The organism is Streptomyces pyxinae (genome assembly GCF_024756275.1).
In the GTDB taxonomy this organism is placed as follows: Bacteria; Actinomycetota; Actinomycetes; order Streptomycetales; family Streptomycetaceae; genus Streptomyces; species Streptomyces pyxinae.
This window is the reverse complement of the sequence record NZ_JANUGQ010000032.1, coordinates 1-15,991: the sequence shown is the minus strand read 5'-3', so window position 1 is coordinate 15,991 and position 15,991 is coordinate 1. Positions and strand designations below refer to the sequence as shown.

Here is a 15,991-nt window from a genome sequence, read left to right as displayed (position 1 = left end):
GATGAAGGAGATCGGAGATCGCACGTGGCCGATGACACCGGATCAGAGCAGATCAATGGGACAGCGGGCTTCCTCCTGGAGATGGGCATGCTCAAGCGGGCCAAGCGTTCAGGCTGGTGGATTGCCGGCGTGAAGGATCCCGAAACAATCGCGGAGCACAGCTTCCGCGTCGCTCTCATCGGCTCCGTGCTCGCCATGATGGAAGGCGCGGACCCGGCGAAGACCGCTCTTCTCGGGCTGTGGCACGACACCCAGGAGACTCGCGTCGGCGACATCCCGCACATCGGAAGACGTTATCTCGACGCCGCCTCGAACCAGAAGGTGACCGCTGACCAGGTGTCGGCATCGCACCCAGCGGTGCGGACGGGCGCCCAGCGGATCGTGGAGGAGTACGAGACCGGTGACTCCCCGGAGGCCACCTGCGCCCGGGACGCCGACAAGTTGGAGTGCCTCCTTCAGGCGGTTGAATACCGCGAGCAGGGCTACACGAACGTCCAGCCCTGGATCGACAGCAGCGTGGCCCATCTCCGGACGGCTTCAGCTCGGGCACTCGCTGAGGCGGCGCTCAACATGAACTCGATCGAGTGGCAGCAGACTTACTTGCCTTGAACTAATGGGAGCCCGTGGGGTTCGTGTCACTGCGCCTTTGACCTGCGATGCTGCACTACCGTCGGACTGCTGCAAAATCGGAGCTCGTAACGCCGACAAGTGGGCGCCTGAGCTGCGGCTTTACTGTCGGGTCCTCATCAGCCCTGGAGGGTTCGCAACCGGGCGGCGTCCTCGGCACGCTTGGCGTTCTTGCGTCCTCATCAGCCCTGGAGGGTTCGCAACAGGTTATCGCCGGCGGCGAGGACCGGGGTGAACGTGGTCCTCATCAGCCCTGGAGGGTTCGCAACACGGCGGTGAACGGCCGCACGCTCAGGTGCCCGACGGTCCTCATCAGCCCTGGAGGGTTCGCAACAGCGGGCACAGGAGCGGCTCTACGGCGTGGTCCGCCAGTCCTCATCAGCCCTGGAGGGTTCGCAACAGGCCGTCCGCGAGACCGGCCGAGCCGGATCGCTCGTCCTCATCAGCCCTGGAGGGTTCGCAACACGAGGACGGCGCTGATCCGGCCGGAGGCGGCGTTGCGGTCCTCATCAGCCCTGGAGGGTTCGCAACGAAGTGCTGAACAGCTCACGGGCGACCAGTTCGATGGTCCTCATCAGCCCTGGAGGGTTCGCAACCGGCGGACTACACCGAGCACGACGAGGACGGCTCCCAGTCCTCATCAGCCCTGGAGGGTTCGCAACCCGGGCGCCCGGCGATGGACAAGTCCACCCTCGGCCGTCCTCATCAGCCCTGGAGGGTTCGCAACGGCAGGGCCAGCGCCTGGGCCACGGTGAACCCCCGGCGTCCTCATCAGCCCTGGAGGGTTCGCAACTCCACCAGGTGGCGGACCAGGCGGTGGAGCTGCTGCGTCCTCATCAGCCCAGGAGGGTTCGCAACTACGGGGAGAGGCCGACCACGGCGGCGATTTCCGAGGTCCTCATCAGCCCTGGAGGGTTCGCAACGGCGCGGGGCTTTCCCGGCCCCCGTCCGCCCCGGCGTCCTCATCAGCCCCAGAGGGATCCCAACCGCAGCTTGTCGAGCTTGTCGCGCGCTGCCTCCAAGCGTCCTGATCAGCCCCTGGGAGGGTTCGCAGCTGGTTGTGGGCGCCGAGCCCCCGGGAGTCGGCGTCCAACCGCTTCCCTGCATCGCGTGCTTATAGCGCAGGTAGGCGTGCTGTGTCCCGACTTCAGCGGAACTCGGACGTAGGTGCCCCTGGTCCGCTACGTTCCGTCGCACTGGATCAGTCGGCGGTGCCGTGTCGGGACATGGGGGACGTAGTGCGGGTCAAGGTGGATGTGGGCAGCGATGTGCCCAGCCTGCCGTGGGAGGACGTGCACGGGCCAGCGCGGGCGGTGGTGTACGGGCTGCTCGGGAGCGAGGACGCGGAGTTGGCGCGGGCCTTGCACGACGAGGGGTGGGCGGGACAGCCGCTGAAGCCGCTGGGGCTCACCGTGCCGCTGTTCCGGGGCACCCAGAGGCGCAAGGGCGTCTATGCCGCGTCGGGGGACGGGACGATCTGGTTCGGGTCGCCGGTGCCGGAGATCGTCTCTGTGCTGGTCGCGGCGCTGGCGGGCCGGGCGGAGATCCGGTGGGGCACGGCACGGCTGCGACTGCACGGGTTCAACGTGGAGGTCGGGGGGGCGTCGGATGGGGGGTACGCCGAACTCAGCACGGCCACGCCCGTCGTGGTGAAGCGGGACAGCCGGTACCTCCTGCCGGGGGAGCAGGGGTTCGAGGAGGTGCTGCTGCACAACCTGGCGCACAAGGCCGATGTCCTGGGATTGCCGGTGCCGAGTGGACTGCGGGTGCTGGAGGCGGGGCCGCGCCGCCGGTTCACGGTACGGGGTGCGCCCAGGATCGGGGCGCAGGTGCGGGTGGTGCTGGAGGCGGACGGCCGGCTCGTCAAGGCGCTGAGGTCCTGGGGGCTGGGGCTGGACAACGTACAGGGGTTCGGATGGGTGCGGTGAACGGCCCGGCATTGACGACGGCGTCGCTGACGCTGACCGGGCACCCGTTCCAACGGGCCGGCGCGTGGGCCGTGGTGGTGCTGGCGGGCCGGCCCACGGTGGACGAGGTGAGTGCCGCGGACCTGGACCAGGTGGCCGAGCGGATCGTGGAGGAGGTGTGCGCGGCCGCGACGGCTGCCAAGGGAAGCGCGGCGTACGACTGGTGGAAGGCGCTCTTCGCCCTCTATCCGAATTCCAAGGCGACCCATAGCAAGCGACCGCAGGACCGTGTGGTGTTGAAGGCCGCCGTGGAGGAGCTGTTCGTGGTCGATGCGGAGGGGGGTGGGGTGGCGGTCCGGAGCTGTACGTTCTGCAGGGGCGGGGCCTCCGTGGTGTGGGCGAAGAGCAATCTGCCGCTGTTCGACACCAACAAGGCGCTGAACACACTGCCACCGGGTGTGCCCGGGTGGCCGGTGTGCCGGGGGTGCCGTATCGCCGTCTGGGCCCTGCCGTACGGGTCATGGGTGACGGCCGGGTCGGCCACGGTGCTGACTTGTGAGAGGGACGCGGCCGAAAGAGAGTTCGCGGAGGGGAATGTCCGGCGGGCCCGGCGGGTGATGCAGCTGGGCTTCGATCGGGTGCTGGGCGCGGGGGTGCGGCCGGAGTTGGTGGCGCTCCGGGCCCTGCGAGCCGTACGCGCCGAGCTGTCCGGCACCACGCTGTGGAGCTTCAAGAACGACAACCAGGAACCGTGGTTGCGCGTCACGCGTACACGCCGGGCGGTGCCGTGCTTCCTCGCCGTGGTGGAGGGCAACGCCCCGCTCCGGCGGGCCTGGCGGCTGCTGGAGCTCTGGCTTACCCGCAGGGACAAGCAGGGAGCTGTCGTCAGCAGCGGATCGGCGGAGGCCGCCCGGCTGTTGTTCGAGGCGGAGGACGGGCGCAGCGTCTCGTTCTTGTACAAGCTGTGCCAGTTGCTCAATGACAAGGGACGCCCCCGGTACGCCCAGGACGAGGCCGACCTGATGGGGCTGGCGCTGACCTACACCAAGGAGATTCTGGGCATGGAACCGGATTTGGTACCGGTGGCCACCCTGCTCGCGGACTGGATCGAGCACGGCAGCGGAAGCCCACGGGGCCGGTGGGCCGAGTACTACAACGTCTCCCAGAACGGCTACCGGCTCGGGCTGCTGCTGAACAAGGCACAGAACCGGCTGATGCTGGACGGCCGGGACGTTCCCGCGACGGCAAACGACTGGAGGCCGCTCATTGGCCAGCGGTCGGGCCACTGGGAGCACCGGATGCTGTTGACCCCGACCGTCTCCAAGATCCTGGCCGATCGAGGAGTCCGGCTCAATGAGCGGGTGAGTGAGGACGAGGAGCGCCGGGTGAGGGAAGCGGTGGAGAGCCCGATCCTCTCGTATGAAGACGACGAAGTGAACGGACCTTCCTGATGGCGTACTTGGCAGGCAAGATGGTGCTGGCCGTGGAGGCCGGCGCGCCGAACAACGGCAGGGGTGAGGAGACCCGGGCCCGGGTGAAATTCGCGCGGGTACGGGGACGTACTTACCCCTACATCTCCGCGCAGGCGGTACGCCGCTGGGTGCGGGACGGCATGGCCGAGCTGGGGGCCGCGCCCTCGCCGGTCACCCGGGTGGGGAAGGCCCAGGGCAAGGCGCAGAAGGCCAATACCGACGCCGATCCGATGCGGTACGCCGACGACGACTTGTTCGGCTATATGAAGGCGGGCGCCAAGAGCGCGGACGAGGCCACCACCCTGCGGGACAGCCCGTTCATGCTGGGGACGCTGATGTCGGTGGAGCCGGTCACCGTCACCGAGGACTTCGGGGTGATGGCGCGCGGCGTGGACCAACCCGTCCTGCACGGGCACGAGTTCTACACCGCAGATCTGGCCGCACCATTCCTGCTGGACCTGCCGAGGATCGGTACGTTCACCCTGCCCAGCAGCACCGGGGTCGGCAGGCCCAACTACCTCACCAAGGAGCAGGCGCTTCAGGTGTCGGGAGCGGTGCAGCAGGGAGCGCAGGAGGTGGAGTTCCGGGGACAGGGGGCCGTACGGCTGCCGATCGAGGCCCGGCGGGACCGGGCGGCGCGGCTCCTTGAGGCACTGGCCCAGCTGAGCGGTGGTGCCAAGCAGGCCCTGCACTACGGGGACCGGGTACCGAGCCTGCTGTTCCTCGTCCCGTTCAAGGGCGGGGTCAATCCGCTCGCGAACTGTGTCGGCTGGGAGCCCGGTGCCGGCCTGCGGGTGCGCGGGGACGTACTGCTGGACGAGCTGGCCGCATGGGACGGGGAGTGGGAGGCGCCGGTACGGGTGGGCTGGCGGCCTGGCTTCCGGGACGAGGCACGGGAGGAATTCATCCGACAGGTCAAGGGAAAGGAGAGCCAGGTCGTCATCGACCATCCCCGGACCGTGCTGCGGAGCTTGGCCGACGAGCTGCGGGCGGGCGAGTACGACGCCTGGTTCGAGGACCCCGCGCCCATGGGGCCCGAAGCGGCGAGCTGAGGGTGGCGTACGCGTGGTGAGCGATGAGGAAGTGGTGGCGTGGCGGGTGGAGTTCTACGCGCCGGTCGCGTCGTTCCGGGACCCGCTCTTTCCGGGTGTGACGCGGGGGTTGCCGGTGCCTCCGCCGTCGACGGTACGGGGGCTGTTGGCCGCCGCCACGGGGGAGGAAGCGGAACCTGTCCCGCTGGGGATGGCCGCTTGGGCGGAGGGCGCCGGGATCGATGCGGAGACGTATCACCCCATCGCCGCCAACCGGTCCAACCCGTCGGTGCGCGGGCGGGTGCGAGCGGGGAAGGGCGGGATGACGATTCGGGACCGGCCGTTCCTGGTGGATGTGCGTCTGGTGCTGTGGTTGCCGGGGGCGGACGGGGAGCGTATCGCTGGCGCCTTGCGGCGACCGCGCTGGCCGTTGCGGCTGGGACGCTCCCAGGACGTGGCCCATATGCTGCCGCAGAGGGACGGGGAGCGCCGGACGGTCGCTCGGCGGACTCTTCTGCGGCCGACCGGAGCGGCGAGGGTCGACCATGCGTTGGCGCCGGCGGACGGGCACAGCGTCGGCGCGGCGTGGGTGCACCGGATGGCGACTGCGGTCTCCCCGGACCGGCTCACCACGAGGTGGGCGGACTACCTGTGGTGTGACCGGCAGACCGGGAGCCAACCGGTGGAGGGTGCGTACGAGGACGAGGAGGGGCAGGCGGTATGGCTGCTCACCCCGTGAATCCGCCCCCCGTGAATCCGGCCTCGGTGAGTCCGGCCCGGGTGAATTCGGCTTCTGCGGAGGGGCCCGCCCGGCGGCCGGTGCGGGTGCTGACGGACGTACGGGCCAAGTCGGAGCCCCGGTCGGATCCGGAGCGGCTGACCACCCACTCCCGTACGGTCCACGACACGGTCGCCCAGATCGAGGAACGGGTCGGGTCGGCCGGGGTTCTGGTGGCCGAGCCGTACTTCTGGGAGCGGGTCCGCCGGGCGGCTCTGCTGCACGATGCGGGGAAGGTGGCGGAGGGGTTCCAGAACCAGTTGCGGCCCGGCGCGCGGCCCTGGGGCCAGCGGCACGAGGTGCTGTCCCTCGCCTATCTGGATCTGCTGGCCTCGGCGGCGGGGTGGGGGGACGAGGACCGGTTGCTGATCGGCTCCCTGGTCGCCACCCACCACCGGTCGCTGCACGGCTCCACCGGCCGTACCCTGTCCGACCTCTACAACCCCCATACCGACTGGGACGAGGCGTTCACGGCCACGTCGGACGGTGCGGGTGGCACCGAGGTGCAGGTCCCGCGCGGGGTGCACCGGGAGTGGGTGGCGTGGCTGGCCGGGGCGCTCGGTACGGACCCGCCGCAGCCGCCGCCGGACGCGCCGAACCTGGCGGCCCGGGCCCGGCGGGAGCTGGAGTACCTGCTCGACGCCTGGCGCCGGCCGGTGAAGGCCCGGCGGGGACTGCTGGCGGTGCTGGCGCAGGGAGCGCTCACCCTCGCGGACCACGCGGGCTCGGCCCACGTACGGCTTCAGCGGCACATGCCCCTACCGCCCGACTACACCGCCCGGCTGCCCTTCCCGCTCCACGCCCATCAACGCCGGGCAGCCGAGGCGGACGGGCACCTGGTGCTGGTGTCACCGACCGGCAGCGGGAAGACGGAGGGCGGGTTGGCCTGGGCGGCACGGCAGTTGGAGAGCATGCCCGGGTTGCCGCGGCTGGTGTGGACGCTGCCCTACCGGGCGTCGCTCAACGCCATCCGGCTCCGGTTCCGCCGCGAACTCGCACCCGAGCCGGGCAAGCGGGCGGCGGACATCGGGCTGTTGCACGGCACGGTGGCCCATGTGCTGCTCACCGAGGCCGTGGAGGAGGACTGCGCCGCCGGCCGGGAGGGAGCGAGCGCCACACAGGCCCGCCGGTCGCGGGTCCGGGCCGACGCGATGCGGCTCTTCACCCAGCGGATGCGGGTGGCAACCCCGCACCAGTTGTTGCGGGCCGCCATCGCGGGACCCGCGTACTCCTCCGTGCTGCTGGAGCAGGCCAACTCGCTCTTCGTCATGGACGAGTTGCACGCCTACGATCCCGAGACCTTCGGCCGGATCTGCGCCGCGATGGGGCTCTGGGAACGCCTCGGCAGCCGGGTCGCCGTGCTGTCCGCCACCCTCGCCCGGCCGGTGCGGGAGCTGATCGACAACAGCCTGGAAGCCCCGGTGACCACCGTACGCGCCGAGCCGGGCACCGGTCCGGTACGTCATCGGCTCGTGCTGGACGACTCCGCGCTGACGGCACCCGGGAGCGTCGAGCGGCTGCGCGACTGGCTGGCGGACGGGCACAGTGTGCTCGCCGTGACCAACACGGTCGCTCGCGCCCAGGCGCTGTACGGCGAACTTGCCGAGGAGGCCAGGGCGGCGTCGCCGGACGACCCGTGCGCGGCGCTGCTGTTGCACTCGCGCTTCAGGAACCGCGACCGCGACGCCATCGAGAAGGAGCTGCTCCGGCGGCACCCGGAGCGGGAGCCGGGCGAGACCGGCCGGCGCGGTGGACTGGTCGTCGCCACCCAGGCGGTCGAGGTGTCGCTGCAACTCGACTTCGACCGGGGCGCGGTGGAGTGCGCGCCGGTGGAGGCGGTCGCCCAGCGCGCCGGCCGCGTCAACCGCCGGGGGCGCCACCCCGAGGGCCCGGTCGAGTTCCGGGTCCACGCGCAGACGGAGCATCTGCCGTATGCGCGGGAAGCGATGGAGACGGCCTGGAGCGCGCTCGGTCAACTGGTCGGGGCCGGCGCCGACACCCTGAGCGAGCAGGACATCGACCGGCTGCTGGAGCTGGCGTACGACACGCCGTGGGGGAAGAAGTGGGAGCGTGCCGCGCGTGTGGCCCGGGACGGCTTCGCGGCGGAGTTCCTCACCTTCACCGACCCCTTTCACGACCGGACGGAGTTCGCGGACCGGCTCAGTGAGCGGTTCGACACCGTGGAGGTGCTGCACCACGAGGACGTGGAGGAGTACCGGAGCCTGGCGCGCGGGAAGCAGGGCGATCCGCTGCTGGCCTCGGGACTGCTCATCCCGCTGCGGTGGAGCCAGTTGCGGCAGTACGACGCCGTGTTCGACCGGAGCCTCCGGGTCCAGGTGGTACGCGGCGTCTACGACCGGGACACCGGGCTGCGCCCCGGGGCCGCGAGCCCCGCGCTCGTACCGGAGACGGTCCTGTGAGCGGGCGCTCGGCCGGTGCCGGCGAGGAGGGGCAGATCGGCGGCGTCCACATCAAGTACCTGTACCACTGCCCGCGCCAGCTCTGGCTGTACGGGCGCGGTTACCGCCCCGAGCAGCGCAGCGGCCTGGTGGCCTTCGGGGAGGTGGTCGATGACACCACCTTCACCCGCCGCCGGGACGTGGACCTGGGCGAAGCCAAGATCGACTGGGTGACCGCCGGGGCCGTCGTCCACGAGACCAAGTCCTCCCGCGCCCCTGCGCCGGCCCACGCCGCCCAGGTACGTCACTACTGCCTGCTCCTGGAGCGCCGAGGCGTGGCAGTCCGGGGCGGAGTCGTCCACTACCCGCTGATCCGCCGGACGGTCGATGTCACCTGGGACGCGGAGGCGCGGGACGAGGCCGAGCGGTCGGAGGACGAGGCCCAGGCCGTCATCGCGGCCTCGACCGCACCGGGCCGGCTCAAGCGGGCCGCCTGCCGGGGCTGTTCCTACCTCGACTACTGCTGGGGAGACTGACCATGCCCGCTGTCGGCCGTACGTACTGGCTGACCGAGCCGTGCCGGATCCGCCGCGAGGACAACAGTGTCCGTATCGAACGCGCCGACGGCAGCCCGGTGCGCCTCCCCGTCACCGACATCCGGGACCTGGTGGCCTTCGACCACGTGGACGTGAACACCTCCGTCCTGTCGCTCCTCAGCCGCAACGGTGTCACGCTGCACGTCCTGGACCACTACGGCAACCACGCCGGGCACTTCGCCCCGACCGAGTCCATGGCCTCCGCCAGTGTGCTGCGCCGCCAAGTGGAGATCACCGCCGATGCGGAACGGCGGGTCGCCATCGGCAGGTCGCTCGTCCTGGCGACCGCGGAGAACCTGCGCTGGGCGCTGGACACCGACCTGCTGGACTCCGCCCTCGCCGCGCTTCGTACGGCCCTTCCGGACGCGAAGGACCGGGACGAGACCATGGCCCAGGAGGGCAACTACCGGCGTACTGGCTGGGCGGTGCTCGACACCCAGTTGCCGGCCTGGCTGCGGCTGGACGGCCGCAGCCGCCGACCCCCGACCAACGCCGGGAACGCCTTCATCAGCTATCTCAACGCACTGGTGTACTCCCGGGTACTCACCGCCCTGCGTACGACCCCGCTCCACCCGGCCATCGGCTTCCTGCACGCCGACACCGACCGCCGCCGCAACACCCTGGCGCTGGACCTGGCCGAACCTTTCAAGCCGCTGTTCGCCGAGCGGCTGCTGAAGCGGGCGGCGGCGCGGAAGACACTGAAGCCGTCCGACTTCGAGACGGAGGTCGGCCGGGCCTCGCTGAGCAAGGACGGCCGCAAGAAGGTGGCCGGGATGGTGCGGGACGAGCTGGAGACCACCGTGTACCACCGGTCGCTGAAGCGGAAGGTGAGCTACGAGGAGATTATCCACCTGGAGGCGCTCAAGCTGGTCCGGCTCTGTCTGGGGAACGAGCCGTACAAGCCGTTCCGGCCGTGGTGGTGAGCGGCCGGTGTTCGTGATCCTGGTCTACGACACGGCGGTCGAGCGCAACCCCAAGGTGCTGAAGACCTGCCGCAAGTACCTGCACTGGACGCAGCGCAGCGTCTTCCAGGGCGAACTGTCGGCCGCCCAGTACCGCGCCCTGACGACCGCGCTCCGGACGGTGATCGACGCCGACCACGACAGCATCGTCACGTACGTCGTCCGCTCCCCGGACCTCGTGGAGACGGCCACGCTGGGGGTGGACCTGGGTGGACCGGGGGACATCCTGTGAGGGGCCGGGCGGTGGTGTGCGTGGCCTCTTACCCGAGGCTCTGACCTGCGGTGATGCACTACCGCCGGGTCGCTGCAAACGCGGCGCCGGATGCCGGTGGGTGGACGCGCCTGACCTGGGGCTTTACCCTCGGGTCCTCATCAGCCCTGGAGGGTTCGCAACGATCACGGCCACCGCCGATGGTGAACTCCAGGCGGGGTCCTCATCAGCCCTGGAGGGTTCGCAACGGGAGGGAGCGGCCAAGGCGGCGCGCCTGCTTCTGGGTCCTCATCAGCCCTGGAGGGTTCGCAACGCCGGCAAGTCCGCCGCGCCCGCCGGGGAGGAGTCAGTCCTCATCAGCCCTGGAGGGTTCGCAACCCTACCCCGGGATCCGGCCCGAGCACCCGCTCGCCGGTCCTCATCAGCCCTGGAGGGTTCGCAACAGTACGGGTAGGGCTTGGCGTGCCGGCCGGCCGTCGGTCCTCATCAGCCCTGGAGGGTTCGCAACCCTGCGTCAACGACGTGGTCCTCCCGCTGGCCCGCCGTCCTCATCAGCCCTGGAGGGTTCGCAACAGCACCTCGCCAATGTGCTCACACCCGCCCAGCGGCGTCCTCATCAGCCCTGGAGGGTTCGCAACTTGGGCAGGGTGGAAGCTGCTCGTCTCGTGTCCATCGTCCTCATCAGCCCTGGAGGGTTCGCAACGCCCGGACGCCCCGGCTCCGTCACGTGACGAAACGGGTCCTCATCAGCCCTGGAGGGTTCGCAACCGCAGCAAGGCGGGCTCCGGCCGCGCCTTCCCGGCGGTCCTCATCAGCCCTGGAGGGTTCGCAACTCCGGTGCGGTGCGCCGGGCCGCGCGGGCGGCGCGGGGTCCTCATCAGCCCTGGAGGGTTCGCAACGACGCCGCCGGTAGCTCACGGGTTCGCAGGCCGGGGGTCCTCATCAGCCCTGGAGGGTTCGCAACCCGGGCCACGAGGACCGCGTCGTCTCCTGCCAGCGCGTCCTCATCAGCCCTGGAGGGTTCGCAACCTCATGCCCGCCAGGATCTCGCAGCCGGCCCGGCACCGGTCCTCATCAGCCCTGGAGGGTTCGCAACCCGGCCAGCCCATCCCCCCCACCCAGCCCCTCGGCCGTCCTCATCAGCCCTGGAGGGTTCGCAACGCCTGGTCGTAGCGTCCGGGACCGTCGCACCCCACGGTCCTCATCAGCCCTGGAGGGTTCGCAACCGCTCCGTGCGCCACCATTCCGGGTCCCGGTCGGCTGTCCTCATCAGCCCTGGAGGGTTCGCAACATCGTGTACGTGCGCGTAGGCGTGGCGCCGACCGCGAGGGGTCCTCATCAGCCCTGGAGGGTTCGCAACTTGGGCAGGCTGGGCAGCCGGTAGGCGGCGAACGTTGTCCTCATCAGCCCTGGAGGGCTCGCAACGTGACGGTCAGGTGGGGCTCGCGGGCGAGGAGGCTGGGTCCTCATCAGCCCCTGGAGGGCTTGCAACATGTACGCCTGGCCGGGTTCCTGCGCCTCGGGGGTCTAGTGGGGGCTCATCCATTCCCTGGAGGGTTCCGGGACGCGCTTGTGGCGGGCGGGGGCGGTGGTCTGGGTTGGTGAGTTTGGGCGGCGCGCCGGGGAGGGGGTGTTGTGGGGTGGCCGGGGTCTCTACGGTGTTGTTCACGGCGGGTGGCGCCGGGTGGACGAGGGGGCCGGGTGGAAGCGGAGTTGGTGGCGCTCGTGGCGTCGGTGGCGACGACGTTGCTCGGGGCCGCGGTGACGGACTCGTACACGCAGGCGAAGAACCGGATCGCGCGGTTCCTGGCCCGGCGCTCGCGGGACGACGAGGCGGTGGTGGCGGAGGAGCTGGAACAGGACGGGCAGGAGCTGGCTCAGGCCCGGGCGGCGGGGGACGAGGCGGCGGCGGACCGGATCGAGGGCGACTGGCGGCTGCGGCTGGTACGGATGGCCGAGGACGAGCCGGGTCTGGTGCGGGAGTTGCGGCTGCTGGCGCGGGAGCTGAATGCCGAGCGGGCGCCCGGTGGTGGGGCGGCGGGGGAGAGCGTCGTCTTCGCGGGGACGGTGGTGCATGGCGGCATCCCGTACCAGGTGAGGCCGCACGGCACGCCCGGGGAGGTGCCGGACGACGTGCCCCCGCTCCGGGTGGAGTACATCAACCGGGTCACGGAGCTGGCCGCCGCTGCGGAGATGCTGAGCGGAGCCGCGCGCGACGGGGACGGAGGGCGGGTGGGGGTGATGGTGCTGTGCGGCCCCCCGGGGGTGGGTAAGACGGCTCTGGCCATCCGGTCGGCACACGCGTCGAAGCCGCTGTTCCCGGACGGTCGGCTGTATGTGGACTTCGCGGAGCTGCGCGGCCTGTCGGGTGGCGCGGACGTCTCCGCCGCGATGGAGAAGTGCCTGCGCTCCCTGGGAGTGGAGGGTGATCTCCCGCTGGACCGGGCGGCGTTGGGGAGGATGTATCGGTGGCACCTGCGGAAGCGGCGGGTGCTGCTGGTGCTGGACGATGTGAGCGAACCGGCGCAGGTGGAGGCGCTGTTGCCGAACGGGCCGGGCAGCGCGGTGGTGGTCACCGGTAACGCGGGCGGGCTGGGGGAGCTGGCGGTGTCCGGGGCGGAGCTGCTGACGCTGGCACCGCTGGATCGGGAGAGCGCGCTCCGGTTGCTGGCCGGCCGGTGTCCTGGCGCGGTCGCCGCCGATCCGGAGGCGGCGGGCCGGCTGGTCGAGCTCTGCGGTGGGCTGCCGGTGGCCCTGCATGTGGTGGCCGCGCGGCTGGCGGCGGGTGGGAATGCGCTGACGGCGGCCGGGCTGGCCGACGAACTGGCGGACGACAGCCGCCGGTTGGACGCGATGTCACTTCGAGGGGAGCGTCCCGTGACAGCGGTCTTCGACTCCGCGTACCGGCAGCTTCAGCCCGAGGTGGCCCGGGTCTACCGGCTGCTGGGGCTGCTGCCCGTCCGCACCTTCGACGCGGGCACGGCGGCCGCCGTCACCGGGACGGAGGTGGAGGTGGTGGCGGGGCGGCTGGACATGCTGGTGGGCGCCGGGTTGCTGGAGCGGGGACCGGACGGCCGTTACCGGTTCCACGATCTCGTACGGCTGCACGCCCGTGAACACGCGCTCGCCGGGGAGCCCCCGGAGGCGGGGCGGGCCGTGACGGAGCGGCTGATCCGCCACTATCTGGTGCTGACCGCCCTCGCGGACCGGGCCGTCCGGGCCGAGCGGCTGCGCATCGCGCACCTGGAAGAGTTGCTGCGGGGGGTCCCCGATCCGTTCGCGAAGCCGGGCGGACCGGCTCCGCTGGACTGGCTGGCGGCGGAACGGGCCACCATCATGACGGTGCTCCGGGCCGCCTCCGCGCTGGGGCTGCACACACCGGTGTGGCAGCTGGCCGAGGCGTTCACCGTGCTCTTTCTGCACGGCCGGTATCTCGCCGACTGGCGGGAGTCCCTGGAGCTGGGCGCCACCGCGGCGGCCGCCGCCGAGGAACTCGTACCGGCGGCCGAGGCCCGGTTGCGCAGCCTGCTGTCCCGGCCGCTGATGGACCTGGGGGAGTACGAGGAGGCGCGCCGTCAGCTGGAGACCGCGCTGGCCTGCGCGGAGGTGGCCGGACGGGCCGAAGTGACCGCTTCGGTGATGGAGTTCTTCGGGCGCTACTGGGACCACGCCGACCCGGCGCGCGCCATGGGGGCGTACCGGCGCTCGATCGAGTTGAACCTTGAGGCGGGAGAAGAGCGCGGTGTCGCCATCGTGACGCTGTTCCTCGGGCGGGCGCAGGATGCCGCCGGGGAGCACGCCAGGGCGCTGGAGACCCTGCGGCGCGCCCACCGCCTGCTGCTCGACCGGACACCGCCGGACCTGCGGATGGCCGCCCGGGCGACCGCCGCGATCGGCCGGGCCCTCGACCGTCTGGGGCGTACCGAGGAGGCGGTCCCGGTGCTGCGCGAGGCGGTGGAAGCCCTGCGGGAGAGCAAGGCGAGCCACTACGAGGCGGAGGCGCTGCTGGACCTGGTGGCCATCGCGGAGCGGCCGGGCGGCGACCGGACGCACATCCGGGCCGACCTGGCCAGGGCGGTGGAGATCCATGAGCGCAGCGGGCAGCGGGACGCGGCCGAACTGCGCGCCCGGCTGGAGGGGTTGGGCGAGGGGTAGGGATTCCCTGGGGCTTTCGGAGACTTCCGGGGGCTTCCGGGGGCCTTCGCGGGTCAGTCGGGTCAGGCGGGCGGGACGTACGGGTGGAGGGTGACCCCGGTCGACGGGGCCGTGCCGGTACGGAGGGTGAGCCGGGCGTCCGGGAGCGGGAGGCCGGCCCGGAGCAGGGCGTAGAGCCCGGCGGCCACCGGACCCGGGTCGGGGACGTCCGGCACGGCCACCGTCGCCGCGAGCAGCCGGCCGTCGCGCAGCCCCGCCAGGACGGCACCCGGGCCCGTGGGCACCGCGGCGATCCGGGAGCCCGGGTAGCGGTCGAGGGCGTCCGCGATCCAGCGCGGGGCGTCGGCCCCGGCCGGGCGGCGCCCCAGAATGACGGAGGCGCTCTCGGCGAGGTGCCGGTCCCGCTCGCCCTCCTCGCACGCCAGGTGCACGAAGGTGCCGGCCGCCTCCGTGCCCGGTTCCGCGACGGCGGCCGGGAGGCGGCGTACCGCGACCTCCGGGCGGCCGGGCCCCGCCGCGGTCACGGTGGTGGTCACCCGCCAGGCGGTGCAGCGGGCCCCGGCCGGTGCGGGCGGGGCGAGGACCGGTGCGCGCGGGGAGGCGCCGGCGGGCTCGGGCAGTCGCAGCAGCCGGTACAACTCCTTGCGCAGCCGGGCATGGGCCCGACCGGAATCCGCGAACGCCCGCCGGGCCACGGCCGCGCAGGGCTCCGGGTCGTACGAACGCAGGGCCTCCGCCACCTGGTTGGCCAGGTCCGCGCGGTCGTCCAGCCGGGGAGCGACCCGCGCCAGGGCCTCGGCCGCCGTCCCCGGCACCGCGTCCGCCCCGAAGGCGGCGAGCAGCACCGGGGTTCCCAGCGAGGCGCCGTAGAGCGTCACCGACCCGTGGTCACCGATCACCAGGTCGGCGGCGACCAGCGCGGGACGCCAGTCGTGCACCGGGTCCACCAGGACGAGCCCGGCGTCCAGGGCCGATGCCTGGAGGGTGCGCAGCTGCCAGGAGCCGTGGCCGGCCCAGACGTTGGGGTGCGCCACCAGCGCCACCCGGTACTCGTCGTACGGCAGCGCGGCCAGCAGCCGGCCCGGCAGGTCCGGGTCCTGGCCGATGAGTGAGGTGGGGCCCCAGGTGGAGCTGACCAACACCAGCCGCCGCCCGTCCGGGACACCCAGCGCCCGCCGGTAGGCGTCCCGCTCCTGACGGCTGCCGAGCAACTCGTCGTAACAGGGGTCACCGATCAGCAGGGTGCGGCCGGCCGTCTTGGGGTGGCTGCCCAGCAGTTGCTCCTCCTGCTCGGGGTGGGAGACGGCGAGCCAGGCCCGGCCGGCCTCCAGGAGCCCGGCCGGGACGACCCCGGAGAGCCGCACCCGTTCGCTCCGCGAGTCCGGCACCAGCTTTTGGAACCCCACCCCGTGCGGCAGGACCAGGACGGGGCAGTCCCCCTCGGGGACGTCGATGTTCTCGCTGGCCGTGAGGATCAGATCCGGTGCGGCCTCCGCGAGTTGGTCCCAGGGCATGATCCGGCAACCGGCGTCGTGCAGCAGTTGGAGGACGCCGTCACCGAAGGCCGAGGTGGGGTCGTGGGCGAAGACGACCGAGACCCTGCTGTCATTCCGGATCAGGGCGGGCAGGCATTCCAGGACCCGTACGGTCGAGGTGACCGTACGGGCGGCGACGACAAGGGTCCGCTCGGCGCGGAAGGTGCTCCACCGGTGGGCGTCGGGTCCCACCGGCACCCGGAGGGGCGGACTAGAGTGCATGGCCACCCCGGAACGCTACGCGCAACCCCGCCCGCGTCGGCTCGCGGCTCGCGGCTCGCGGCTCGCGGCTCGCGGCTCGCGGCTCGCGGCTCGCGG

General features: G+C 71.9%; 11 protein-coding genes and 2 CRISPR repeat arrays. Of the genes, 10 read left to right on the top strand and 1 reads right to left on the bottom strand.

Annotation, left to right across the window (positions count from 1 at the left end; genetic code table 11):
• Positions 1-81: 81 nt before the first annotated feature.
• The 10 genes from NX801_RS26820 to NX801_RS30860 all read left to right on the top strand — a co-directional run bounded on the left by NX801_RS26820 (position 82) and on the right by NX801_RS30860 (position 14,138).
• Positions 82-609, top strand: a complete 528-nt coding sequence (locus NX801_RS26820; protein ID WP_258790570.1) for an HD domain-containing protein — start codon at positions 82-84, stop codon at positions 607-609.
• 130 nt (positions 610-739) lie between these two features.
• Positions 740-1,614: a CRISPR direct-repeat array (repeat unit 29 nt; unit sequence GTCCTCATCAGCCCTGGAGGGTTCGCAAC).
• A 239-nt stretch (positions 1,615-1,853) separates the two neighbouring features.
• On the top strand, positions 1,854-2,555 hold the full coding sequence (cas6, locus tag NX801_RS26815) for a CRISPR-associated endoribonuclease Cas6 (protein WP_258790523.1): 702 nt from the start codon (positions 1,854-1,856) through the stop codon (positions 2,553-2,555).
• The gene (locus tag NX801_RS26810; protein ID WP_258790522.1) at positions 2,543-3,985 is read left to right on the top strand and encodes a hypothetical protein; all 1,443 of its coding nucleotides are present in this window, start codon (positions 2,543-2,545) and stop codon (positions 3,983-3,985) included. Before cas6 ends, NX801_RS26810 begins: the two co-directional genes overlap by 13 nt.
• Positions 3,985-5,058: a type I-B CRISPR-associated protein Cas7/Cst2/DevR gene (cas7i, locus tag NX801_RS26805; RefSeq protein WP_258790521.1), complete on the top strand. Its 1,074-nt coding sequence runs from the start codon at positions 3,985-3,987 to the stop codon at positions 5,056-5,058. Before NX801_RS26810 ends, cas7i begins: the two co-directional genes overlap by 1 nt.
• 13 nt (positions 5,059-5,071) lie before the next feature.
• Positions 5,072-5,776: a CRISPR-associated protein Cas5 gene (cas5, locus tag NX801_RS26800; protein WP_258790520.1), complete on the top strand. Its 705-nt coding sequence runs from the start codon at positions 5,072-5,074 to the stop codon at positions 5,774-5,776.
• 41 nt (positions 5,777-5,817) lie between these two features.
• Positions 5,818-8,235, top strand: a complete 2,418-nt coding sequence (gene cas3, locus NX801_RS26795) for a CRISPR-associated helicase Cas3' (RefSeq protein ID WP_258790519.1) — start codon at positions 5,818-5,820, stop codon at positions 8,233-8,235.
• The gene (locus tag NX801_RS26790; protein ID WP_258790518.1) at positions 8,232-8,750 is read left to right on the top strand and encodes a CRISPR-associated protein Cas4; all 519 of its coding nucleotides are present in this window, start codon (positions 8,232-8,234) and stop codon (positions 8,748-8,750) included. Before cas3 ends, NX801_RS26790 begins: the two co-directional genes overlap by 4 nt.
• A 2-nt stretch (positions 8,751-8,752) precedes the next feature.
• Positions 8,753-9,733, top strand: a complete 981-nt coding sequence (gene cas1b, locus NX801_RS26785; RefSeq protein ID WP_258790517.1) for a type I-B CRISPR-associated endonuclease Cas1b — start codon at positions 8,753-8,755, stop codon at positions 9,731-9,733.
• Positions 9,734-9,740: 7 nt separating this feature from the next.
• Complete coding sequence (gene cas2, locus NX801_RS26780; RefSeq protein WP_258790516.1) at positions 9,741-10,004, top strand: CRISPR-associated endonuclease Cas2; 264 nt, start codon at positions 9,741-9,743, stop codon at positions 10,002-10,004.
• 133 nt (positions 10,005-10,137) lie between these two features.
• Positions 10,138-11,408: direct repeats of the CRISPR family, unit length 29 nt; unit sequence GTCCTCATCAGCCCTGGAGGGTTCGCAAC.
• Between the two features lie 276 nt (positions 11,409-11,684).
• The gene (locus NX801_RS30860) at positions 11,685-14,138 is read left to right on the top strand and encodes an ATP-binding protein (protein ID WP_309505911.1); all 2,454 of its coding nucleotides are present in this window, start codon (positions 11,685-11,687) and stop codon (positions 14,136-14,138) included.
• A 62-nt stretch (positions 14,139-14,200) separates the two neighbouring features.
• Here NX801_RS30860 and NX801_RS26770 read toward each other — a convergent pair whose 3' ends face one another.
• Positions 14,201-15,895 carry a CDP-glycerol glycerophosphotransferase family protein gene (locus NX801_RS26770; protein ID WP_258790569.1) on the bottom strand — a complete coding sequence of 565 codons (1,695 nt, stop codon included), beginning with the start codon at positions 15,893-15,895 and terminating at the stop codon, positions 14,201-14,203.
• Positions 15,896-15,991 lie beyond the last annotated feature (96 nt).